Origin of the sequence: Chlamydia suis, assembly GCF_900169085.1 — a bacterium.
In the GTDB taxonomy this organism is placed as follows: domain Bacteria; phylum Chlamydiota; class Chlamydiia; order Chlamydiales; family Chlamydiaceae; genus Chlamydia; species Chlamydia suis.
The window spans coordinates 311583-332823 of record NZ_LT821323.1; the positions used below are offsets into that span (position 1 = coordinate 311583).

Here is a 21241-nt window from a genome sequence, read left to right on the forward strand (position 1 = left end):
TTTTTGAAAATACTCATGGTAGAGTTCTCTTTAATACATAAGTTCCTCTGGTCTTTTGCGCAAGCTTACAAGAGTGTTAGCAAGGGCGTAAAAAGGAATCGATTTTCTCACCGAGTATATTATGCGAAGATCCTGGTTACTAGCTTCTTTCAGCCTTTTATCTTTGACTGCGACAACCCTTTCTAGTTGTTCTGTATCGACTTCTGGTAGTTATAATGCCAGGCTATATACCAAAGGAAGCAAGGCTAGAGGAGTTGTGGCCATGCTTCCTGTTTTTTATCGAACAGAAAAATCCGCAGAGATGCTTCCCTGGAATTTGCAGGCAGAATTTTCCGAAGAAATCTGTAAGCGTTTACACTCATCTGATAAACTGCTTTTAATCAAACACCACGCTCCAGCCGGTGTTGCTGCACAGTTTTTCTCTCCTACTCCTAACATCTCTCCCGAATTGGCTGCTCAGTTATTACCTGCAGAGTTTGTGGTTGCTACAGAAATTTTGGAACAAAAAACAACAGAAGATATTTTAAACCCTTCTATCTCAGCCTCTGTTCGTGTGCGAGTTTTTGACATTCGTCACAATAAAATTTCTATGATATACCAAGAAATTTTGAACGCAAATCAACCTCTCGCTTCCGGTAGCAGCGACTACTATCGTTACGGCTGGCGCTCTAAAAATTTCGATTCAACCCCCATGGGACTCATGCATCAGAGATTGTTTAGAGAGATCGTGGCTCGAGTAGAGGGATATGTCTGCGCAAATTACTCTTAAATATGGCAAGTTTAGGACTTTTGCTTGTTTTTGCAGGAATCTCGGCCTTTCTATCGAAAGGTCTTTTTGTATGGCCTAACCCTGAAAAACATCGCGCTTTGCCGTTCGTCCTGGTATGCATGGGAGCAGCATTGTTTCTTTTGCCGGCGCTATTTCCGACCGAAACCCTCTTCTCCTCCACATCCGTATCACAAGTCTCTTTTCACGGCGTTTTTGTTTTCAGCGCTTTTCTTTTTTTCCTATTAGGACTGCCTCTCCCTATTACAAAGTCTATTTTGTATGCAGGGAGCTCTTCCAGCACGACTTCCTGGTTATCTGCTACAAAATCCGGCGTGCGCATGTGGGTTGTTACGGTTACAGCAACCCAAATATTAGCGCGATCATTACAATGGATCCTCCCTCTTATTCTACCAAGTCGCCTTTTTCAAGAGCAGGTCATTACAGAAGAAGTTCGAGAACATCTCTCGCAGGATCCAAAATTTTTGTATATTTGCTGTATAGCCGTGCTCATTCCTATTGCAGAAGAAATCTTTTTCAGAGGAATACTCCAAAACTTTTTTAAGAACGCGCTTTCCAGACACAAAGCAATCGTGGCGAGTTCTCTTATTTTTGCGGTTACGCACACAGAAGCTTCTTTGGGAAGTTTGATTTTTGTTCCGACATTGTTCGTTTTTTCGCTATGCGCAGGCTCTATTTACGAGAAAACACGGCATATAGCCGCCCCCATCACCTTACACATCCTCTTCAATAGCTGCCAACTAATCCTGCTGTCGTTATAAGGAAAGAATAAAAGAAGGTAAGCCAGAGAAAACTCCTAGCACAAGAGGACCATCCTTAGGGCTGCTACCTTCCGATCCTGACCCGGTTCAGAAGTCTCTCATCTTAAGAGGTCCCCAGCTTACGCAATCTTTGGTATCATAAATACTGTTTTCTCTCAACGTTCTTTACTTAAATTTTATTAAGAAATTTTCTCTTGCTCTTTCATTCGAGACCAATATTCCTCAGCCTCTTCTAAAGAAATTTTGTTATGAGGATCAAAAACATGCGGAGATCGACGACGCAGTTTTGCTATTGCTTCAGTAAAAACTTCGTCGGCCTTAAGTTTGCCTTCTCTTTCCAATAAGAAACACAAAGTTAATACCAAAGTAAGAACATCTCCAGCTTCCGAAGCAATCTCAGATGAGGCCTTATTTTCTTGAACAGCATCTGCCAACTCCTGACACTCTCCTGCTATGTGACGTAGCATAGAATCAATATTTTGCAAGCTAGTCCAAGGACAAACTCCTTGCAACGCCATTGCTCGCGAAACTGCTGCAAGCTGTAAAATATACTGTTCTTCCATAATCCAAATTCCTGTGTTCCTAAAAAAGTGAGTGATGCGAATACTAAAAAAACACTAAACACATTTCTTACTTAGCCTTTCTAAGGCTTTCCATCTACTGAAGAGTTCTCCCCCCACCTAGAGAAAAAGTGGATTTCTTCTAGCATTTTTTATAGATAATAAGAATAATCCAGGTCCGCTCATAATAACCCGAGTAGCATGTTCTCTTCAGTGATTATTGTTTTAACTGCTGTCTTCGTCTTGTGCTCGGGGTTTATTTCTTTATCACACATAGCTCTATTCTCGCTTCCTTCGTCTCTTATAGTCCACTACAGTCACTCAAAAAACAAGCGGCTTAGACAAATTGCCAACCTTATGGCTTACCCTAATCATTTGTTGATTACTTTAGTTTTTTTCGATATCGGGATCAATATTGGGGTACAAAACTGCATAGCCACACTAGTTGGAGACTCAGCATCTTTTCTATTTACCGTAGGAATCCCTCTTGCTTTAACGCTGATTTTGGGAGAAATCATCCCTAAAGTCATAGCAATCCCTTACAACGCTCGAATTGCGCGTTTGGTAACCCCCATCATCTTTGTCTCAACGAAAAGTTTTCGTCCTATTTTTGATTGGGCTATTTCTGGCATTAATTTTATTGTTCAAAAAATGTTAATCCATCAAGAGAGCGATTTCATTCAGCCTCAAGAATTAAAAGAAGTTCTACGCAGCTGCAAAGACTTCGGAGTCGTGAATCATGAGGAAAGCCGATTGCTGTTTGGCTATCTTTCGATGGAAGAAGGAAGTATTAAAGAAAGAATGAAGCCTAAACAAGAAATTGTTTTTTACGATGTTCTTTCTCCTATTGAAAATTTGTATCGATTATTTTCTGGACAACGCTATTCCAGAATTCTAGTCTGTAGAGATGGTCTACAAAATCTTTTAGGTGTTTGTTCTGCAAAATCTTTGATTCTCCATAAAGAAAAAATTCAATCCGCTGACGACCTTCTTCCTCTTCTTCGGAAACCCCATTACATTCCTGAAACAGTATCTGCTAAAACTGCTTTATATCACCTAGCTAAAGAAGATAGCGGCCTAGGCATCATCATTGATGAATATGGATCTATAGAGGGATTGGTTACCCAAAACGATCTATTTGAGATTGTTTCTAAAGAAGTTGCTCATAACCGTCCCGTTTCTAAACAATTTGCTCACTCAGACAAAAATGTAGTTGTCGCAGCAGGAACTTATGAGCTTTCTGATTTTTATGATCTGTTTGGTGTAGATCTTCCTACAACTTCAAATTGCGTTACAATCGGTGGGTGGCTTACCGAACAATTAGGAGAGATTCCAGAAACTGGAACCAAACTAACCTGGGGACAATTCGTATTTCAAGTACTAGACGCCGCTCCTAATTGTGTAAAGCGGGTGTATATAAGGAAAACCCATGGAAACTAACTCTTTTTTCTTCTGGCTAGGAGTTAACCTCTTTTGTATTTTTATCCAGGGGTTCTTTTCTATGATGGAAATGGCGTGCGTATCTTTTAATCGCGTACGCTTGCAATATTATCTTACCAAAAGCAATAAAAAGGCTTCTTATATCAATTTCCTGATTAGACGCCCCTATCGCCTATTTGGGACCGTTATGTTAGGAGTAAATATTGCTCTACAAATTGGTTCTGAGTCATCTAGAAGATGTTACAGCCTCTTAGGCATCCCTCCTGAATATGCTCCTGCAACCCAGATCTTTTTAGTTGTTATCTTCGCAGAACTACTTCCTTTGGCTATTTCTCGAAAAATTCCAGAAAAAATAGCCCTGAAAGGAGCTCCTATTCTTTATTGCGCGCACTATCTTTTTTACCCACTTATTCAATGTGTTGGCGGCATCACTAACATGATTTATTTCATGTTAAATATTAAAGAAGAAACCCTTCAATCAACGCTTAGCCGAGATGAGCTCCAAAAAACATTAGAAACACATCATGAGGAACAAGATTTCAATGTTATTGCGACAAATATCTTCTCCTTAAGCGTAACTTCTGTAGAGCAAGTGTGTCAATATTTAGACCAAATCCCCATGCTATCAGCAAAAGCTTCCGTAGAAGACTTTTGCCAATTAGTACGTCGCCACAGGCTAGACTTTGTTCCTGTTTACCACAAAGTTAAAAAAAATATCGTAGGGATTGCTTTTCCGAAAAACCTTATCAATCGGAATCCTTCGGATCCTGTTGTTCCTTATCTGAACTCCCCATGGTTTGTGACAGCAAAGTCTAAACTTATTCATGTTATTCCAGAATTTCGTAAAAACAGCTCAAACGTAGCTATCGTTTTAAATGACCAAGGAGAACCTATGGGGGCCTTGGGATTGCATTCCGTATTCAAAACACTGTTCAATACCAGAAATATTGCTCAATTAAAGGCTAAGCCAACTTCCTTGATTGAGCGTACTTTTTCCGGAAACACTCCGTTACATGAAATAGAAAACGACCTCAATATTTCTTTTTCAGATAGCGAGTGTAAAACTATTGCCCAACTTATGTTAAAGCTTCTCGACACGCCTCCGGAGGTGGGATCTTCTATCATTATCAATGGCTTGCTATTAGAGGTGAAAGAGATTTCCTTATCCAGCATCAAAACTCTTTCCATTAAAGACACTTTACAATGATTAGGCGTACTGCTGTAAATGCTGTACAACCTGAATCACTTTTTGAGCCGCAACCGAGACGTCCTCTTCTGAAAGCAAATGGCTAAAAGAAAATCTTAGCGTTGCTAATGAGATCTCTCGCGGGACCTTCATCGCTGTCAAAGATTTAAAAACCGAAGTCGTCCCTGAAGAACATGCGGAACCGAACCCGCAAGCAACGCCTTCAAGATCTAAAGCTATCTGTAAGACCTCGCCTTCCAACCCAGGAAAAGCTATCGCAGAAAGATTGCTAACCCTAGAGTCTTCTTGACAAATCACTACGCAATCTGGAAGAGCTTCTCGTATACGCGATTCAAAAGTATCTCGATAGGAGCGCATAGTCTGAGAGATGCTTAATTGATCCGCCAATATTTTTTTGAAAACATACTGTAAGGAAGCGATTCCGTGGATATGCTCCGTCCCAGAACGACTTCCTCCTTGTTGCCCACCTCCTAAAAGCATCGGAGATAGTTTCATTTGAGGAGCAATAAGAAGCACACCTATCCCAGACAGAGCATGAATCTTGTGGCCCGAAAAAGCTAACATGGAGACTCCCTCTGGGACGCGAATCACCTCTTTCCCCACAATAGCTGTTGCATCGACTATAAGCATCAATCGTCGTTCTTTAGCAAATGCAGCAATAGCCTCAAGATCAATCCTTGAGCCAATCTCACTATTCACCCATCCTAAAACAATGGCCGAGGTATCCTCCCGCACAGCCTCCTTAATCTGTTCTAAAGAAATAACACATTTCTTTGGAATAGGATCTAAATAAGTAACGGAAAGACTTGCTTTTTTTAAAGGTTCGATAACCGCAGGATGTTCCATGCTAGACGTAATAACGTGGCTTCCTGCAGGAATATTTTGAATAGCTAAATTAAGACTTTCTGTTGCTCCAGCAGTGTAAATTACTCGACACCGATCAAAACCTAAGGCTTTTTCTATCAACAACGAGGTCTCTTTAATCAATTGTTTTGTTTTTTTCCCAAAACCGTGAATGCTAGAGGGGTTCCCGAAACCGCCCTCTTCTACAAATAGAGAATGTAAAAACATCAAGATGCCTGGATCTAAAAAAGCCATGGCATTCGTATCTAAATATATCGCCATAAAAATTAACGCATCCGAACAAGTACAACAGTAGCATTATCTTTACCGCCCCGACTATTGGCTAGAGAAATAAGAATATTCCCGCCCTCTTCTAGGGTGGTTGTTTGCGTTAATACCTCTAGCATGTCATGATCAGAAACCATGCTAGTTAATCCATCAGAACAGAAAACAAACAGATCCTCTTTCTCATAAAATATCTCTCGAATATCCGGAGACACATGAGGACGACTTCCCAAAACGTTTGTCAGAACGTGCCGCCCAGGATACCTATTCATACTTTGTTTTGGAAGCCCATATCGAGCAGCCAAGTGATTTGCAAGAGAGTGATCTTCTGTTAATCTTTCTAAGATCTTATTTCGCAATCTATAGACACGACAATCCCCCACATGAAATAGCCAAGCCTTCCCTCTACGGAATTGCATACCGCTCAAAGTTGTTCCCATTCCTTTAAATTGTTCGTTCAACAATCCCTGACGATAGATCGATAAATTTACTTCTGATAAAATAGTTTTTATAGATTCTTTATACTGTTCGTCTTCGAAACGCGCCAAATCCATTTTGCGCAGATCTACGAGTTCCATAAGATTGCAAACAGCTTCATAAGAAGCTACCTCTCCAGCACGACGCCCTCCCATTCCATCTGCGATGGCAATAATTTGGGAATCACGATTCACCTGCCAAAAATCTTCGTTATTATTCCTGACTAAACCAATGTCGCTTAACCCAAAATATTCAAATTCCGCAACAGTCATTACACCCTCTCCGTCTAGGAGCTTGCCATAGACGGTCGATACACTCGCTAATCGCTTAAGATCTTCGGAGATATATCAAAGATTTTTTTTAAAAAGAATGCAAACTTTCAGCCCTCACAGACAACCCGCAAGCCTATTCAACACCCAAAGTAAAAATAATTTTTAACGACCTGCTATTTTTTATGGAGCCATCTAAACAGAAGCATTTTGCTCTGCCAAAAAACCTTACTCAAGTATAGTTTGGTATTAAAAGTTGCTTTTTTTCTAATAAGCTGTACTCTGAGGATCGGTACAATGACGACGTGGACTTTAAATCAAAATAACCTCACAAAATTTCTAACCCATGCTCAGCTAGAACCCTCTTTGGAACGGGAAAGCGGTTTAATTTACATTACAGTTCCTGCTGGAGAGCATGAACTTCCTCTTTTTTTCGTCATTCGTAACGAAGGAGAAGTCCTACAGCTTGTTTGTTATTTCCCATATCAAATACAACAGGGCCAACGAGATGCTACAGCAAGACTTTTACACCTTGTTAACAGAGACATTGACATTCCAGGATTTGGAATGGATGAAGAACAGAACATTATTTTCTATCGTCTTGTCATTCCTTGCCTAAAGGGAGAAATCAACGAAGATTTACTACGGGTGTACATTGATACAATCAAATTGATTTGTGATAGCTTCTTCCATGCCATAGGGTTGATCTCGACAGGCAACATGGATCTCGATGAATTAAAAAAGCAAGCAAGCTCGGAAAATAACCACCCTCATTAATACAAGCTTTAGAGGACCCCGTGCCGGATTTAATTTTTTATGACACAGAAACAACTGGTACGCAGATCGATAAAGATCGCATAGTGGAAATAGCTGCGTACAATGGGACCACAGGAGCTTCTTTTCAAACCTTGGTAAACCCTGAAATCCCTATTCCCGCCGAAGCAACTAAGATTCACGGAATCACAACTGCAGAAGTTGCCGATGCCCCAAAGTTTCCGGAAGCCTACAGACAATTCAGCGAATTTTGCGGCACAGACAATATTCTTGTCGCTCATAATAACAATTCCTTTGACTATCCTTTGCTACTTCGAGAATGTCATAGACATGGATTGCCCGAACCCAAGCTCCGTACTATCGACTCTCTAAAGTGGGCAAAGAAGTATCGAACTGATTTGCCTCAGCATAGTCTGCAATACCTTCGTCAGGTCTATGGATTTGAAGAAAATCAAGCACACAGAGCTTTGGATGATGTTATCACGCTTCATAGAGTGTTTTCAGCTTTGGTCGGAGATCTATCCCCAGATCAAATTTATGATTTGCTGAACGAAACTTGTCATCCGCGAATCTTTAAAATGCCGTTTGGTAAATACAAGGGCAAGCCTCTTTCTGAAGTCCCCTCAAGTTACATTGCTTGGTTACAAAAAGGAGATTACTTATTACAACCAGAAAATAAAGAAATTAAAGCAGCGATCGAGGCTTACCAACAGCTCAAATGACTTTTTCCGCAGCCTTCTCTCCTTGTCCCAACGATATTTTCTTGTTTAGGTCTTTCTTAGAAAAGCATGAAGGGTTTCCTTCTTTGCGCCAAATTATGATTGCAGACATCGCTTCTTTAAATTTTTATGCCCTAGAAGCTCGCTTTCCTTTAATTAAAATTTCTGCAAGCTTGTATCCTAAGGTCGCAGACGCGTACCATGTTTTGAATGTTGGCACAACTTTAGGATACAAGATAGGCCCTTTAATTCTTTCGAAAGAACCAGATAAAAAATTAACAACTCTTGCTACTCCCGGAGCCACAACAACAGCGCATGCTCTTTGTCGTCTATTCTATCCGCAAATAGAATTGGTCCCGATGAGGTATCAAGAAATCATTCCCGCCATCCTTACCAATCGGGTGGACGGTGGAGCAGTGATTCATGAAGAGCGTTTTTCTTTTCCAAAGGAATTGTGCATTATCGAAGACCTTGGGCAACTTTGGGAAAAAACTTGGCGCCTTCCATTGCCTTTAGGCTGTATTGTTATTTCTAAAGAGCTTTCTACTGATGACTCTTATCTATTGAGCAATGCCCTTCAAAAATCTTTAAAAAGATCTTTAACAGAGAGCTCTTTGGCTATTCAAAAAGCTTCTGAATATTCTCGAGACAAAAGCTCCGATACGATTCAACGTTTTGTTGATACGTATGTAACCAAGGAAACCTTTCACCTCTCCTCTATTGGGCAACAAGCACTTTCCACCTTATGGACGGCTTGTCGTAATGCTTAAGCTTCTTCTTATTTTTGCAGATCCTGCAGAAGCTTCGGCAACCCTTGAGCTTTTTCCTTTTTCAGCCCACAGAGAATTCTTTTCGTACCATACAGAAGCTTTTCTAATAGATGTTCTCATATTGAAAAAATGGGGCCCAGAAGGAGTCATCCATGCGCTAACTCCGCCCCCAATGGGGTACCACCATTGGATTAACTTGGGGTTCGCGGGCGCCTGCAATCCTGATATCCCTCTTCTTACAACCTATACAACAGCTTCTGTAAAGATATTCAACGACCAGGGATCCCCAGAAACCTCATATGCTGTAACTCCTGTCCCTAGTCTCCCCATAGCACAATTGACGTCCGTGAGCTCTCCATATAGAAAAGGATTTCATAAACAGTGGCAACTGGTAGATATGGAGGGTTTTTTTATTGCTCAACAGGCTTCTTTAATTTCTTGCTCCTGCTCCATGATTAAAGTATCTTCCGATTACACGATTCCGGGAGGCGGCAATTTTTTGAAAAAAAACAAAGCTCGCCTTTCTCAAAAATTAGCCGAGTCCCTCCAAACTCACCTTTTATCTTTTACTCATAGCGGAACAGAGTTCCCAATCTTTAGCGCCAGATAAACCCCACATACGCTGAAAGGCTGGACAGGAAGTCAGTAGTTCCTCTTTTGTTCCTTCTGCTATTTTCTTCCCCTGATCCAAATAAACAATACGATCTACATGTTCAAGAGTGGAAAGCTTGTGAGCAATAATAATTTGCGTACACCGCCCCTTTAATTTTTCTACCATTTCTTTAATGTAATTTTCGCTAATGGCATCAAGAGCTGATGTTGCCTCATCAAGCAAGAGAATCGAGGTGTTATGAAGCAATGCTCTGGCGATAGTCAAACGTTGCTGTTGCCCCCCAGATAGATTTTTTCCAGACTCTTCTAAAAAACTATGTACTCCCTGAGGCATCTTACAAACAAATTCATAAGCATGAGCTTGCTTTAGGGCTTCGATAACCTCTTCTTCTGAAAAATCTCTTCCGCAGGTGAGATTATTCCAAACGCTATCATAGAATAGAAATGGATGTTGCAACACACAGCCAATATGTTTTCTTAGAGAGTTTTTGCTATAACTTTTGATAGGAAGCGAATCTATGAGCAATTCTCCCTGAGAGACCTCATAAAGTCTTGGTAATAACTTTGCTATTGTAGATTTTCCAGATCCTGTTGGACCAACGATACCAATAGCCTCGCCTTTTTTTAATACCAAATTGAAATCCGAAAGCACGGGTCTATCTTCCGAATAACCGAAAGATACGTTACAAAACTGTATGCTATGTTGTAGCCCTTGAAATTCGTTTAGCTGTTCGGAAACACAAACCTGCTGCTTCGAAAAATCGAGAACTTCATAAAACCGCTCCGCAGCGGCACAGCCCCGCATGATCGTAGCATTTTCATCTGCGAATTTTTTAATCGGGTCATAAATTAGATATAACAACCCACAAAATACAATCAGCTCTTCAGGCGGGATATGAAATTTATATAGCCCAATCATCACAACAAAGGCAAAGAAAAGGGCTGCAATGGTATGAAGAAGAGGTCTTGGAATTAAGCTATAGGCTGCACTACGTTCTTCTAAACGAGCAATTTCATCATTTTTCTGACAATATTTTTTAAAAGAAAACTGCTCCGTTCGGAATACTTTTACAGTGAGAATCCCTAACAAAAAATCCAGCAATACGGCTGTAAAATGATCTTGATTTTTCTGAATCCGCTTGGCTAAAGCTTTGATTTTTTTAGCGATTACAATGATAGGCAAAATAAAAATGGGGAAAGCCACACACACGCAAGCGCAAAATTTCCAAGAAATGGATAAACATACTATTAAAGCTAGCGCCATGGTAATGGGCGCTTGTATATAGTTTACCATCAGGGAATTGATCGCCAATGCAATCATAGAAGAGTCTGCAATCACTCGGCTGCTTAAATTCCCCATATCATGAGCATGAAAGAAAGTCATTGGAAGCGTTTGCAGAGCTGAGAAATAATCTTTACGTAAAGAACAACTCACTCTAATAGCGATCAGTTGCGCTAAAAATCTTTGGAAAAATAGTGTTGTCGACTTCAAAATAGCCACAATCACAAGAAAAAACGCGAGATACTGAAGGCGCGAAAGATCAAAACACCCAGACAGATAAGCAGATAACCTTTTTGTTATGGATTGGGAACTTCCAGAATGCTTTGCAATATACGTATTTGCCTGAGCCACGGAAAGAACATCACCATCTCCAACAATATGATCCCATTGCTCAAGAAGCTGTTCTTTAGAAAGTTCTTTTCTTTTAACTAAAACATTGTTCTCTTGCTTTCCAAAAAGAAGGAAAGTATCGGGGCCTGTTTTAGCAATAAGTCCCAAAGAGAAGATTTCCGCTTGGGACGTTATTGTCAGTCCTAATATAGACAAAAGAGAAAAAATAAGTAGAACTAGATGCTTCTTATGCCTCAGAACCGCTTTCAGAAGAAGTTTCATATAGACCTATCGTTCGGAATTTCTGATATCGTTTTTCCAGCAACTCTTCTACCGGTAGATCTTTCAATTTAAGCCATTCTTGAAGGATATATTCTTGAACACTACAGTACGTGGCCGCGGGATTGTGATGCGCTCCACCTATGGGCTCTTTAATCACAGCGTCTACAATAGCAAATCCTTTAAGATCCTCTCCATGCATTTTTAACATGGCCGCAGCATCACTATTTTTTTTCGGGTCCTTCCATAGAATAGAAGCACATCCCTCAGGAGAAATCACAGAATAGTAGGAGTGTTCTAGCATGGCTACAACATCCCCTATAGCCATTCCTAAAGCTCCTCCAGAACACCCTTCACCAATAACAATTACAATGATTGGGGTTGCTAGTCTGGCTAGCTCAAACAAATTTGTTGCGATAGCCCAACCTTGCCCCCGCTCTTCTGCTGTCAATCCAGGAAAAGCTCCTGGTGTATCCACTAAAAAGATAATGGGGAGGCCAAATTTTTCAGCCATTTTAGCTAACCGCAAAGCTTTTCGGAAACCTTCAGGACAAAGCATTCCAAAATTGCGATGCATACGAGAATTCGTATCACATCCTTTCTCCTGCCCTATCAGCATAAAGCGTTGTCCTTGAATCTTTGCAAATCCTCCAACAACTGCAGGATCATCACGGAATGTTCGATCTCCGCAAAGTTCAACAAACTCCTCACACATACCTTCAATGTAATTAACTGTTCTAGGTCTTGAAGGATGGCGGCAAATTTGTACTCTTTCCCAAGGAGAAAGATTAGAGTAAATTTTTTCTTTTAATCTATCTAGACGTTTTTCCAATTTTTGAATCTCTGAAGAGGAAAGCAGGCTATTCTCTTTATTTTTTTCTTTAAACTCGGCGATCGTTTTTTCGTATTCGACAACCTGTTTTTCATGAGGAAGTAGTTCCACCGTAGCACGCTCCCTTCTTATAAAAAAGAGTTAATTTTAATACAAACAAGCATCAAAAACAACCTAAAACCAACTAGCTGATTATAAAGACGCTCGTTTTCAAGAAAATTATTTTAACTTCTCTTAAAGAAAATCAAGCTTTTTCAAACAAAATGTTTATGTCGTTCTGCGTATACGGAAGGTTAATCAAAAAATTACTTCCCCAGAACTGCTCTTTTCCTTGTAAAGAGAAAATTTCCATATAGGTGCTGGAAGATAGGATCCGAATAGTTTCTTTCTCACCTTTGATCAGCACGTCATAAGCAGGTCCCTTATAAGAGTCCGAAGCCTCGGTCCGTAATTTAGGACCATTAAGCACCTGGCATTGTGCTCCTTTACAAAAAATCGCAAAAGAGGCTCTGTGATTTTCTTGCTCTAAAGAGGAATGAATTAAGCATCTTTGCTCTGAAATTTCAATAGAATGACACGATCCAGTTCCTTGTAGGGCATCCTGCAGATAAAAAAAGCCTGTTTGTCTAGCATAAGGCTGGGCTAAGGACGCTGAAAAAGATAGCACTGTATCGCCGTCCCTTTTTTGACACAAAAACTCTTTCACACGCCCACATAGACCAAACCCCAAACATGCTTCAGGATCCCTCACACAAGGGCCATAGTTAACAACTCCAGCATCCCCGATAAAAAAAGCTCCCAGTCCGCTTTTACAACCACTACCGCTAACATAAGCAGAAAACGAAGAAGTCCTTTGCATCCAAAAACCAAGAGAAGCTTCCGTTAGCGTGAACTGGTCCTCAATACGCGCTTCTTTTTGGCAGAAAAGCAGTTTACTCACAGACGTTTTTTCTTGTTCAGATCTGTCGTATTTTTGGCTCCATAATGCGGGGAAAATTCTTTTTTCATGAGAAAATAGAGCCTGTTGAAACGCCAGCATTTTCCTCACCAATTCGTGGCTTGCATCATAAAACTCTGCAATGCGAGATAAGAGCATGGCCATCTCAGCATGTTCTCCTGGATATGGGAGCCCGCCCCACAAGAACCCTGCTCGACGAAATAATAACACAGCCCCTGTCTGAGTCTGGTGTATATCAAGAAACTGGTCCCCAAGATCCAAACCTTCTTCCAATGCGGCTAATAAATAGGTCGCGCGAGCAATATCGTGAACATGCAATAAAGGGTGATACAGAAAATGTTGTAAAGCAATTCTTCTCAGTTTCTTATTCTGAAAAATTTCGACGAGTCTCTTGCTTTGAATATCAAAATTCCCATTAGAGAACGTCTCCAAAACATCCCCTAACTCCAACCGCGATTCTATTAGCATAGTTAACGAAAAGACGTTTAACGGCAAAAAATAATTTCGAAGAAAATTAGAGTCAAGCCTTAGCAACAGGCAGACCTGACTCTATGATCGAAAGCAAAGCCTGGGAAAGGGAAGAGGACTAAGAAGATTTTGTTGGTGTTTCAATCAAACGTTTCATTCTTTTGCCAGGAGTGAACTTTACAGCTCTTCTAGCAGGGATATGAATAGGCACTGCTGCATTTTTAGGGTTACGCCCAACTTTTGGTTTTCTTTCTACAACCTGCAAAACCCCAAAATCTCTAAACTCCAATCTATCCCCTTGAACTAGAGCGTCTGTCATCTTATCTAAAAAATTCTGAATAACAGTTCTCACGTGATTAGGATGTATTTTATGATCTTGAGATATCGTACTAATTAGTTTCTTCTTAGTCATCGTTGCCATGGTAGCTTGTTGCCTCCTAGTTAAAGTGGTAACCCTTGCGTCCCTAAGTACCGCAATATATGCGTATAATATGCATTCATCCTTTGGATTCAAGACTTTTTTTTATCTTCTCCACGAACGCACAAAATCCACCCACGAGTCGCACTCAACTGAAACCTCCCCTACTACGAACATCTTTTCGCACACTTAAAGGTCTTGTTAACGCCTCTCTCCCCCAGATTATTTATGTACTTGTTTCACTCCCGAGCCCGTTGTTGAAGTCTTGTTAACCTGTCGATTTAGAATAAAAGCGTGTATCCCCTCCGCAATACCTTTAGCCAAATGCGAGCGATAACGGGAATCCAAAAGAGCAGCACGCTCTTTTGGATTGGAAAGGAACCCTGTTTCCACAAGAACGGCTGGCATCGTAGTCTCTCGAATAACAGCAAAATTTCCTTCTTTCACTTTCCGCTCCCGCAAAGCTCCATTTTTTTGCATAAAAGCTAGAATCGACTTCCCCAGGCTTTCTGATTTTTTAGTTCTCAACACATTCTTATCATTATAAAAATAAATCTCAGTACCTAAAGCAGATGTATTAGAGGAATGGTTACAATGAATACTAACAAAAACATCTGCTTTATTTTGATTTGCTATTGCAGCCCGCTTACTAAGATCTATGTAAACATCCGTAGATCTTGTCATGATCGTCTTATACCCTAGGCGACGCAAACACGCTTGCACACTCAAAGCGATCGATAGAGCAAGCGATTTTTCTTTGTAGCGCAGCTCTTTATCCGCAGTCCCTTCATCTTTACCCCCATGACCAGGGTCTATGACAATCAGCTCATTTCGACTAACCTTAGGAACATAGCTGGCATCCGCAAAACAACTATCTGAGCTAGTCAGAGCAATTAGCAAAAGTAAGATTTTCGAATTAACAAAGCGAGGCCAAAGCTTCACACACAACCTCTCGATCATCAAAGACAATCGTCTGATGTTTGAAGATCTGATATACCTCATGTCCTTTCCCTGCAACTAGCACAATATCCTTATCCGAAGCCATTGACATCGCTTTAATGATGGCTAATTTTCTATCACCTTCAACAACATAGCAATCTGTTGAAAAACCCGAACAAATATCAGCAATAATTCGTTCTGGATCTTCGGTTCTGGGATTATCTGAAGTAACAACAGAAAATCCGTAGCGCTCAGAAACTTTTGCCATGAGAGGCCGCTTACTACGATCTCTATCTCCTCCACATCCGAACACAATAATTAACCGACCATCTTTAGGAAGGAGCTGCGACAAAATTTTACACACATTGTCTAGCGCATCTGGAGTATGCGCATAATCAATATAAACGGGACAAGGACCAGATAAAACTGGGTCCAGCCGTCCTTTTGGAGCAGACAAGTGACGAACATAACGCACAAGCTCCGCCAAATCTCCTCCCAAAATCTGATGCACCACCGCCAAAGCTGCTAAAATGTTATACACATTGTGCTCTCCCACCAAAGAGGTTTCGCAAGGGAAGACTTCTCCCTGATACCAAATATCACAACTAGATCCTGAAGAAGAAAACCTCAAATTTGTAGCACGATAATCAGCCTCTTGATGCACAGCATAGGAAACACCTCTAGCAGGAGAACTTGCTAAAAAGCTTTGCGCGTACTGGCAATCTAAATTAACAACCGCAATACCTTGTTCTGGGAGAGCAGCAAACAGCTGTTGCTTAGCCGCTACATATTCCTCAAAAGAGCCATGAAAATCTAGATGATCTAACGAGATATTTGTTAAAACGCCCGCTAAAAACTTCGTTTCGCGGACTCTTCCAAGAGAAAGACCTATCGACGACACTTCCATAACAGCTGTCGACAAGTTCTGTTTAACCATTTCAGCAAAGTATTTTTGTAGTAAAACGGCATCAGGAGTCGTAAAACTATCAATAATTCTATTCGCTCCTAAAATGTGTTCTATAGTTCCAATGAGTCCCGTTCGCCGTCCCTTATATTCCATAAGCTCTCTAACTAGACACGAAACCGTCGTCTTCCCATTAGTGCCTGTAACCCCTATAACGTCCAGCTGTTTCGAAGGATCTTTATAGAACCTCGCGGCCAAATAAGCTTCTAAAGCCACCAGATCTTCTGCAACAATTTGAACAACCGATAGGAATGGATTATATAAAGAAGAAAGAACTGCAATCGCCCCATTTTCAACAGCTTGAGCTGAATAATCATTGCCGTCACAAAACCGTCCTTGACGAGCGATGAAAATATCTCCTACCCCAACACAACGAGAATCTCGAGTCAAATTCCTAACAGGAATAGACTCAACTTTCCCATAGATCTTAGCCGGAATATTCTGAAGAAGTTGGTCTAAATGCATGCCAGCCCCCTAAAACACACGTACAAAGGCTTCAAAAAGCGTTCTCAAATAATTTACTATACAAACATTCGTTGTCAAGCTTTGTCAACCAACGGTTTTCTAAAGAAAGAGATCTACAACGATCCTTTCTCTTTTTTGCTCTTTCACAAAAAAAACAACTTTTATATGGAGCAAAGAAATTCTTCGTTACGGATCTAATATTATGAAACTATTATTCTCTGTATTGCTATTCTCTTCTCCAGCCTTGCTCATGCCGGGGTGCACACTCATTCCTCAACAACAAGCTTCAGAGCACGTATGTGCATCGAAATAACCCTACTTACGATTCCACTCTTCGTATAAACTTTTCAGCTGGACAATCTCTTCTTGACAGGCGTGCTGTTGTTTATCTTCCGGCACGCCTAAATACGGCAACACCCGAGATGCTATTCTAGAAAAAACCGGTGCAGCACACCGTCCCCCCATGTAGTTTTTTGTGCCATCTTCTCTAACTCCATGTGCAGGATCATCAATAGAAACAAGGATAACTAAAGGGACCGCAGTTTCTGATAACGCTGTTATAGGAGTAATCCCAATAAACGAAGCTATATGCCGTTTTTTATCATAACGCCCGTTGACAAGCTTTTCGGTCGTCCCCGTTTTCCCCGCACTAGAATAGCCCTTAGGAGCAGCACGGAAGCCTGTCCCTCCTACAGAAGTTGTGAATTTCATCGCCCTCACGACCTCCGAAACAACTTTTTCGGAAAGTAATCGAGTTTTTTCAGGCTTTGCTGCTAGATGTATTTCTTTTCCAGAAGGCGAAATAATTTTTTTGACCAGTGTAGGACGCACCAAAAACCCGCCATTGCCAAAAACAGCGTAAGCTTGCACCATTTGCATGCTCGTGGCGAGTAAATTATAACCCATAGCCAAGGAATACGGCGTTGACAAAGACCATTCTGGTGTCCCATTTTTATGAAAACGCTTTCTTGAAGGGACCAACCCCACAGCCTCTGCCGGCAATTCTATTCCTGTTTTCTTCCCAAAACCAAAACTCTGTAGACGCTGTTCATACCAATCCGCCCCCAATTTTTGCACAATGCGATCTGCTAGTTGCGCCATATACACATTGGAAGATTTCTGAATTGCCATGTACATATTTAAGCATCGATTGCTCACAATGTCTCGAAGAGGCATTTTTTGACGTCCAGGAAACAAGCGTCGAGTGACATCTATAGGTTCATTGGGATCGAAAAGAGTTTCTCCATAACGTTTTTGCGATTCTTCATTTGCCAACAAACCTATAGCAATGGTCAATGGCTTCATGATAGATCCTGGCTCAAAAACATCGCTAACAGCTTTGACTTTAGTGTCTTCTATGCTGTCCTCGCAATTAAAAAATTCTCGATACCTCTCAGGATTAAAAAAAGGATATTGCGCTAAAGCAAGAATCTCTCCTGTATGCGAATTGAGCACAACAACTCGTCCACTGCGAGCCCTAGCCTCCAATACTCCCACAGCAATTTCTTGTTCCGCAATCGTTTGAATATTCGCGTCTATCGTTAAATAAATATCACTCCCATCTCTAGGAATTTTCGTTACCTTATCTACATCTAAACGATTTAAAGGAGAGCGCTGTAACTTACGTTCACCATTTTCTCCCTCTAACAAATGATTAAAATAAGCTTCTAACCCCCCGGTAGGGAACGCTTCTCCAGATTTTTCATCTTTTACTTCTCGCAAAGTATGTAAAACTTGTCCTAGAAGCTTTCCAAAGGGATATGATCGTTGGTAATCACTAATAAAAAATAGCGCGTTAGCCGGAATTTTATGTTTGATAGCAAACGGTTTCCACCAAGCTAAAATCCGATCTCGAATAGAAACATCTAGCGAAACGTATAACTTGCGGTAGCGTGATTTTTTATCAAACTCACTGCGGATTCTCTGATAATCTCCTTCTCCAACCATAACAACAACCATACGAGCGATCTCGTCTCGGTATGCTTCAGGAATAACCACTGCATCCAAACACAAATGAAACTTAGTGACATCAATGGCTAATGGCTGGAACTGTTCTTTTTCACCTTTGCGCAAGCTGGTGTTCGCAAAAAACGTTCCTCTTCGAAATGGGTCTTTGACACGAAACTCGTGCTGACTTGCCGCTTCCGCAGCCCAACGCTCTCCATCACAAATTTGAATTTTGTAATAACGAACTATTAAGAGTGCGTACAGAGACAAAACCCCAACAACGATTAGAGTTAATTGTCTACGGTAGTTCATAAGTTAAAACACTGATTTTCTCCTCGCTAGGATACTCGAGATATTGGTATTCAGGAAGCGAGGCTATCTGTAACAAATGTTCTGGATTTTCTAACTTTTCAAGCAAAAAATGCAGCGATACATTTTCCTGCTCTACTCGGCGCAATTGGGCCCATAAACAAGGAATTTCTAACCGCAGTTTCGTAAGATCATTCTGTTTATCTATATACCGATAAAGAGCACAGCACAAAAGGCTCAAACAAGTAAACAATCGCCAGAACCGGTACCTATTCATAGCAAGCTTCTACATTTTCTCAAAACAACGCAACTTAGCCGAACGTGATCGAGGATTTTTCCTTGTTTCTTCATAAGTTGGCATGATTACCTTTTTAGTCAACACACGACCAAGGCCCTTAGACTCAGCCTCTCTAAAAGCCCATTTGACAGGACGATCATCTAAACTACAGAAAGAAATGATAGCCAGGCGTCCACCAGGGCTTAACCAACGCAAAGCCGAGTTTAATAAAACTTTTAATTGCGCCCCCTCTTGATTAACATAGATGCGTAAAGCTTGAAATATCAATGTTAACGGATGAATCTTCTTGCGCAATCGATAAGAAGGAAAAACTCCGGACATTGCATCCTTCAAATCCTTAACCGTCAAAATCTTTTTCTTTTTTCTAAAATGGACCACCGCAGCCGCTGCGCTCCTCCAAAAAGGTTCTTCTCCATACTCTCGAAAGATAGTTCCGATTTCCTCTTCTCGTAAAGAATTCAACGCTTCGCTAGCAGTAATTCCTCGAGAAACGTCCATTCGCATATCTAGGGGATGCTCCTCTCCCTGAAAACTAAATCCTCGTTCAAGATCTGTTAACTGCATAGAGGAAACTCCTAAATCTGCTAGCACTCCATCATACATTCCATCAGAAGTCAAAGCATCAACCTCTTCAAAAGAAGCATGCCGCAAACTTATTCGCTCTTTAAAAGGGCGCAACCGTTGTTCCGACAATGTCAAAGCAGACTGATCTCTATCCGATCCATCATAACGTTTTATCGAAGAAAATGCTGTTAGAAAAGCTTCTGCATGACCACCAGCACCAACAGTAACATCGCAGAAAGTTGTAGGATTTCGGTCCTGGAATAAAGAAAGAGTCTCTTTTACCAAAACAGGGATATGAGGAATAGCATCTGTCACGGGAAACCTTTCGCTCAAAAATTAGTAACTATTAAGCTAAGCCGCAAAACGACTTTCTTCAAAACCTCAAAAAAATTCCCTTGCAGCTAAAGTAGAAGGTTCTAGTTTATCGCACATTTAGTTAAAAGCACAGTTTTTCAACAAAAACTAATCACCGCTTTTTATATCTAACACCCTAAAAACCTTGGGATTACGTTCTCATCTTAGCCACGCTTGACTTTTTCCCTTCCCCGATTATGATTGAGATTATGACCCCCTTCAAAGGAGACTTATGGTCGAGATTTTTAACTACAGCACCTCGGTATACGAGAAGCATAGCTCTACAAATAAGCTCGTTAATGATTTCCGTAAAGAAATTCAGATGGAAGGTGCGGCTATTCGCGACATAGCTAAGCACGCTAAAATCTTAGATATGACGCCGAAGCCTTCAGCTCTGTCGACGCTTATGCAAACCGACAAGAAAACTTGCTGGGCCTCCTTTGCTCCTCCTGCAAAGTTTCACAAACAACGATTTTCTACTCCCTATCTGGTCCCATCTCTCGGCTCTCCGGACCAACAAGATCAAGACATGGAAAAAATTTCCTCTTACCTAAAGGTTTTAACCAGAGGCAAATTCTCTTATCGCTCAACAACAGCCCCTCTTACAAGAAGAGGCAAACGCCATCCTGATCGAGAAGATCTGGAAGAAGAAGCTGCTAACGAAGAGGAGCAAGAGGAATCTTTAGTTCGCGAAGGAAAGATACTGCTTAGAGCATTAGATCAAGGAATCAAAAGCTCGAATCTTCTAATCGACTACGTTATTTCCCGCATTTTTCAATTTGTACAGGGTTAAACATATATGTTAGACAATGAGTGGAAAGCTATTTTAGGATGGGGAGATGAAGAACTCGAGGAGCTTCGCATTTCTGGCTATTCGTTTCTTCGACAAGGACATTATCAAAAAGCGATTCTTTTTTTTGAAGCGCTCACTATTCTGGACCCTTTGAGTGTTTATGATTTTCAGACTTTAGGAGGGCTTTACCTACAAATCAACGAAAATACCAAAGCGCTCGCCGTATTGGATCAAGCTTTGCGTATGCAAGGAGATCATCTTCCAACCCTTCTCAATAAAACTAAAGCTCTGTTTTGTCTCAAACGTATAGAAGAAGCGTCGGCAATAGCTTCCTACTTAACCTCTTGTCCTGATCCCGTTATTGCCAACGATGCGGAAGCTTTATTACTTAGCTATGTGAAAACTCCTTTAACTTCCGTTCGATAGGTTATTTGTTCAAAAGAGAATACCAACTCACAATTTCTCTTTTCTTTGCAAAAAAACTCTTTTATTGTTGAGCATTCGTTTGTTTCTCGTTCAGGAAAATTTTAATAAAAA

22 protein-coding genes and 1 other RNA gene are annotated in these 21241 nt (G+C 40.8%); 10 read left to right on the top strand and 13 right to left on the bottom strand.

Features of this window, described 5'->3' with window-relative positions:
- Positions 1-121: 121 nt before the first annotated feature.
- Positions 122-769: a CT253 family lipoprotein gene (locus B6E89_RS01385; RefSeq protein ID WP_080121308.1), complete on the top strand. Its 648-nt coding sequence runs from the start codon at positions 122-124 to the stop codon at positions 767-769.
- A gap of 2 nt (positions 770-771) precedes the next feature.
- Positions 772-1548 (top strand): CPBP family intramembrane glutamic endopeptidase, encoded by a 777-nt coding sequence (locus B6E89_RS01390; protein WP_080121310.1) that lies wholly within the window; start codon positions 772-774, stop codon positions 1546-1548.
- A gap of 19 nt (positions 1549-1567) precedes the next feature.
- On the opposite strand, the gene ffs is transcribed toward B6E89_RS01390, so the two are convergent.
- Together ffs and B6E89_RS01400 are read right to left on the bottom strand one after the other, a co-directional pair.
- Positions 1568-1666: signal recognition particle sRNA small type (gene ffs / locus B6E89_RS01395), an RNA gene on the bottom strand.
- 61 nt (positions 1667-1727) lie between these two features.
- On the bottom strand, positions 1728-2111 hold the full coding sequence (locus tag B6E89_RS01400; protein ID WP_080123637.1) for a MazG nucleotide pyrophosphohydrolase domain-containing protein: 384 nt from the start codon (positions 2109-2111) through the stop codon (positions 1728-1730).
- 198 nt (positions 2112-2309) lie between these two features.
- Between B6E89_RS01400 and B6E89_RS01405 the strand changes: the two genes are divergently transcribed.
- Together B6E89_RS01405 and B6E89_RS01410 are read left to right on the top strand one after the other, a co-directional pair.
- A complete protein-coding gene (locus B6E89_RS01405) occupies positions 2310-3548 on the top strand; it encodes a hemolysin family protein (protein ID WP_080125460.1) in 1239 nt (412 codons plus the stop codon).
- Positions 3538-4755 (top strand): CNNM domain-containing protein, encoded by a 1218-nt coding sequence (locus B6E89_RS01410; protein WP_080121315.1) that lies wholly within the window; start codon positions 3538-3540, stop codon positions 4753-4755. Before B6E89_RS01405 ends, B6E89_RS01410 begins: the two co-directional genes overlap by 11 nt.
- On the opposite strand, the gene B6E89_RS01415 is transcribed toward B6E89_RS01410, so the two are convergent.
- Together B6E89_RS01415 and B6E89_RS01420 are read right to left on the bottom strand one after the other, a co-directional pair.
- Positions 4756-5880, bottom strand: coding sequence for a cysteine desulfurase family protein (locus B6E89_RS01415; protein WP_080123642.1), 1125 nt, complete (start codon positions 5878-5880; stop codon positions 4756-4758).
- Between the two features lie 5 nt (positions 5881-5885).
- Positions 5886-6632: a PP2C family protein-serine/threonine phosphatase gene (locus B6E89_RS01420; protein WP_035406046.1), complete on the bottom strand. Its 747-nt coding sequence runs from the start codon at positions 6630-6632 to the stop codon at positions 5886-5888.
- Positions 6633-6926: 294 nt separating this feature from the next.
- Here B6E89_RS01420 and B6E89_RS01425 point away from each other — a divergent pair, with 294 nt between their 5' ends.
- From B6E89_RS01425 to B6E89_RS01440, 4 genes are read left to right on the top strand one after another with little or no spacing between them, the layout of a single operon-like run.
- Positions 6927-7406 (top strand): YbjN domain-containing protein, encoded by a 480-nt coding sequence (locus B6E89_RS01425; RefSeq protein WP_035406049.1) that lies wholly within the window; start codon positions 6927-6929, stop codon positions 7404-7406.
- 20 nt (positions 7407-7426) lie between these two features.
- A complete protein-coding gene (locus tag B6E89_RS01430) occupies positions 7427-8125 on the top strand; it encodes a putative quorum-sensing-regulated virulence factor (RefSeq protein WP_035406052.1) in 699 nt (232 codons plus the stop codon).
- The gene (locus B6E89_RS01435) at positions 8122-8892 is read left to right on the top strand and encodes a 1,4-dihydroxy-6-naphthoate synthase (protein ID WP_080121318.1); all 771 of its coding nucleotides are present in this window, start codon (positions 8122-8124) and stop codon (positions 8890-8892) included. Before B6E89_RS01430 ends, B6E89_RS01435 begins: the two co-directional genes overlap by 4 nt.
- A complete protein-coding gene (locus tag B6E89_RS01440) occupies positions 8885-9502 on the top strand; it encodes a hypothetical protein (protein WP_231909333.1) in 618 nt (205 codons plus the stop codon). Before B6E89_RS01435 ends, B6E89_RS01440 begins: the two co-directional genes overlap by 8 nt.
- Here the strand turns inward: B6E89_RS01440 and B6E89_RS01445 are convergent.
- The 9 genes from B6E89_RS01445 to rsmH form a co-directional block, all read right to left on the bottom strand.
- Positions 9452-11398: an ABC transporter ATP-binding protein gene (locus B6E89_RS01445; protein WP_080132957.1), complete on the bottom strand. Its 1947-nt coding sequence runs from the start codon at positions 11396-11398 to the stop codon at positions 9452-9454. The two genes, B6E89_RS01440 and B6E89_RS01445, sit on opposite strands and share 51 nt — an antisense overlap.
- Positions 11364-12338 carry an acetyl-CoA carboxylase carboxyltransferase subunit alpha gene (locus tag B6E89_RS01450; protein WP_035406061.1) on the bottom strand — a complete coding sequence of 325 codons (975 nt, stop codon included), beginning with the start codon at positions 12336-12338 and terminating at the stop codon, positions 11364-11366. Before B6E89_RS01450 ends, B6E89_RS01445 begins: the two co-directional genes overlap by 35 nt.
- A 133-nt stretch (positions 12339-12471) precedes the next feature.
- On the bottom strand, positions 12472-13653 hold the full coding sequence (locus B6E89_RS01455; RefSeq protein ID WP_080121322.1) for a hypothetical protein: 1182 nt from the start codon (positions 13651-13653) through the stop codon (positions 12472-12474).
- A 118-nt stretch (positions 13654-13771) separates the two neighbouring features.
- Positions 13772-14074: an HU family DNA-binding protein gene (locus B6E89_RS01460; RefSeq protein WP_009871614.1), complete on the bottom strand. Its 303-nt coding sequence runs from the start codon at positions 14072-14074 to the stop codon at positions 13772-13774.
- Positions 14075-14293: 219 nt separating this feature from the next.
- On the bottom strand, positions 14294-15073 hold the full coding sequence (locus B6E89_RS01465) for an N-acetylmuramoyl-L-alanine amidase family protein (protein WP_080132056.1): 780 nt from the start codon (positions 15071-15073) through the stop codon (positions 14294-14296).
- On the bottom strand, positions 14988-16439 hold the full coding sequence (locus B6E89_RS01470) for a UDP-N-acetylmuramoyl-L-alanyl-D-glutamate--2,6-diaminopimelate ligase (protein ID WP_080128971.1): 1452 nt from the start codon (positions 16437-16439) through the stop codon (positions 14988-14990). Before B6E89_RS01470 ends, B6E89_RS01465 begins: the two co-directional genes overlap by 86 nt.
- Before the next feature lie 315 nt (positions 16440-16754).
- A complete protein-coding gene (locus B6E89_RS01480) occupies positions 16755-18698 on the bottom strand; it encodes a peptidoglycan D,D-transpeptidase FtsI family protein (protein WP_080132959.1) in 1944 nt (647 codons plus the stop codon).
- A complete protein-coding gene (locus tag B6E89_RS01485; RefSeq protein WP_035406074.1) occupies positions 18685-18972 on the bottom strand; it encodes a hypothetical protein in 288 nt (95 codons plus the stop codon). Before B6E89_RS01485 ends, B6E89_RS01480 begins: the two co-directional genes overlap by 14 nt.
- A gap of 9 nt (positions 18973-18981) precedes the next feature.
- Positions 18982-19872, bottom strand: coding sequence for a 16S rRNA (cytosine(1402)-N(4))-methyltransferase RsmH (rsmH, locus tag B6E89_RS01490; protein WP_080132962.1), 891 nt, complete (start codon positions 19870-19872; stop codon positions 18982-18984).
- Positions 19873-20143: 271 nt separating this feature from the next.
- Between rsmH and B6E89_RS01495 the strand changes: the two genes are divergently transcribed.
- Together B6E89_RS01495 and B6E89_RS01500 are read left to right on the top strand one after the other, a co-directional pair.
- The gene (locus tag B6E89_RS01495) at positions 20144-20704 is read left to right on the top strand and encodes a DUF5399 family protein (RefSeq protein WP_080132964.1); all 561 of its coding nucleotides are present in this window, start codon (positions 20144-20146) and stop codon (positions 20702-20704) included.
- 6 nt (positions 20705-20710) lie between these two features.
- Complete coding sequence (locus B6E89_RS01500; protein WP_035406080.1) at positions 20711-21130, top strand: type III secretion chaperone; 420 nt, start codon at positions 20711-20713, stop codon at positions 21128-21130.
- Positions 21131-21241 lie beyond the last annotated feature (111 nt).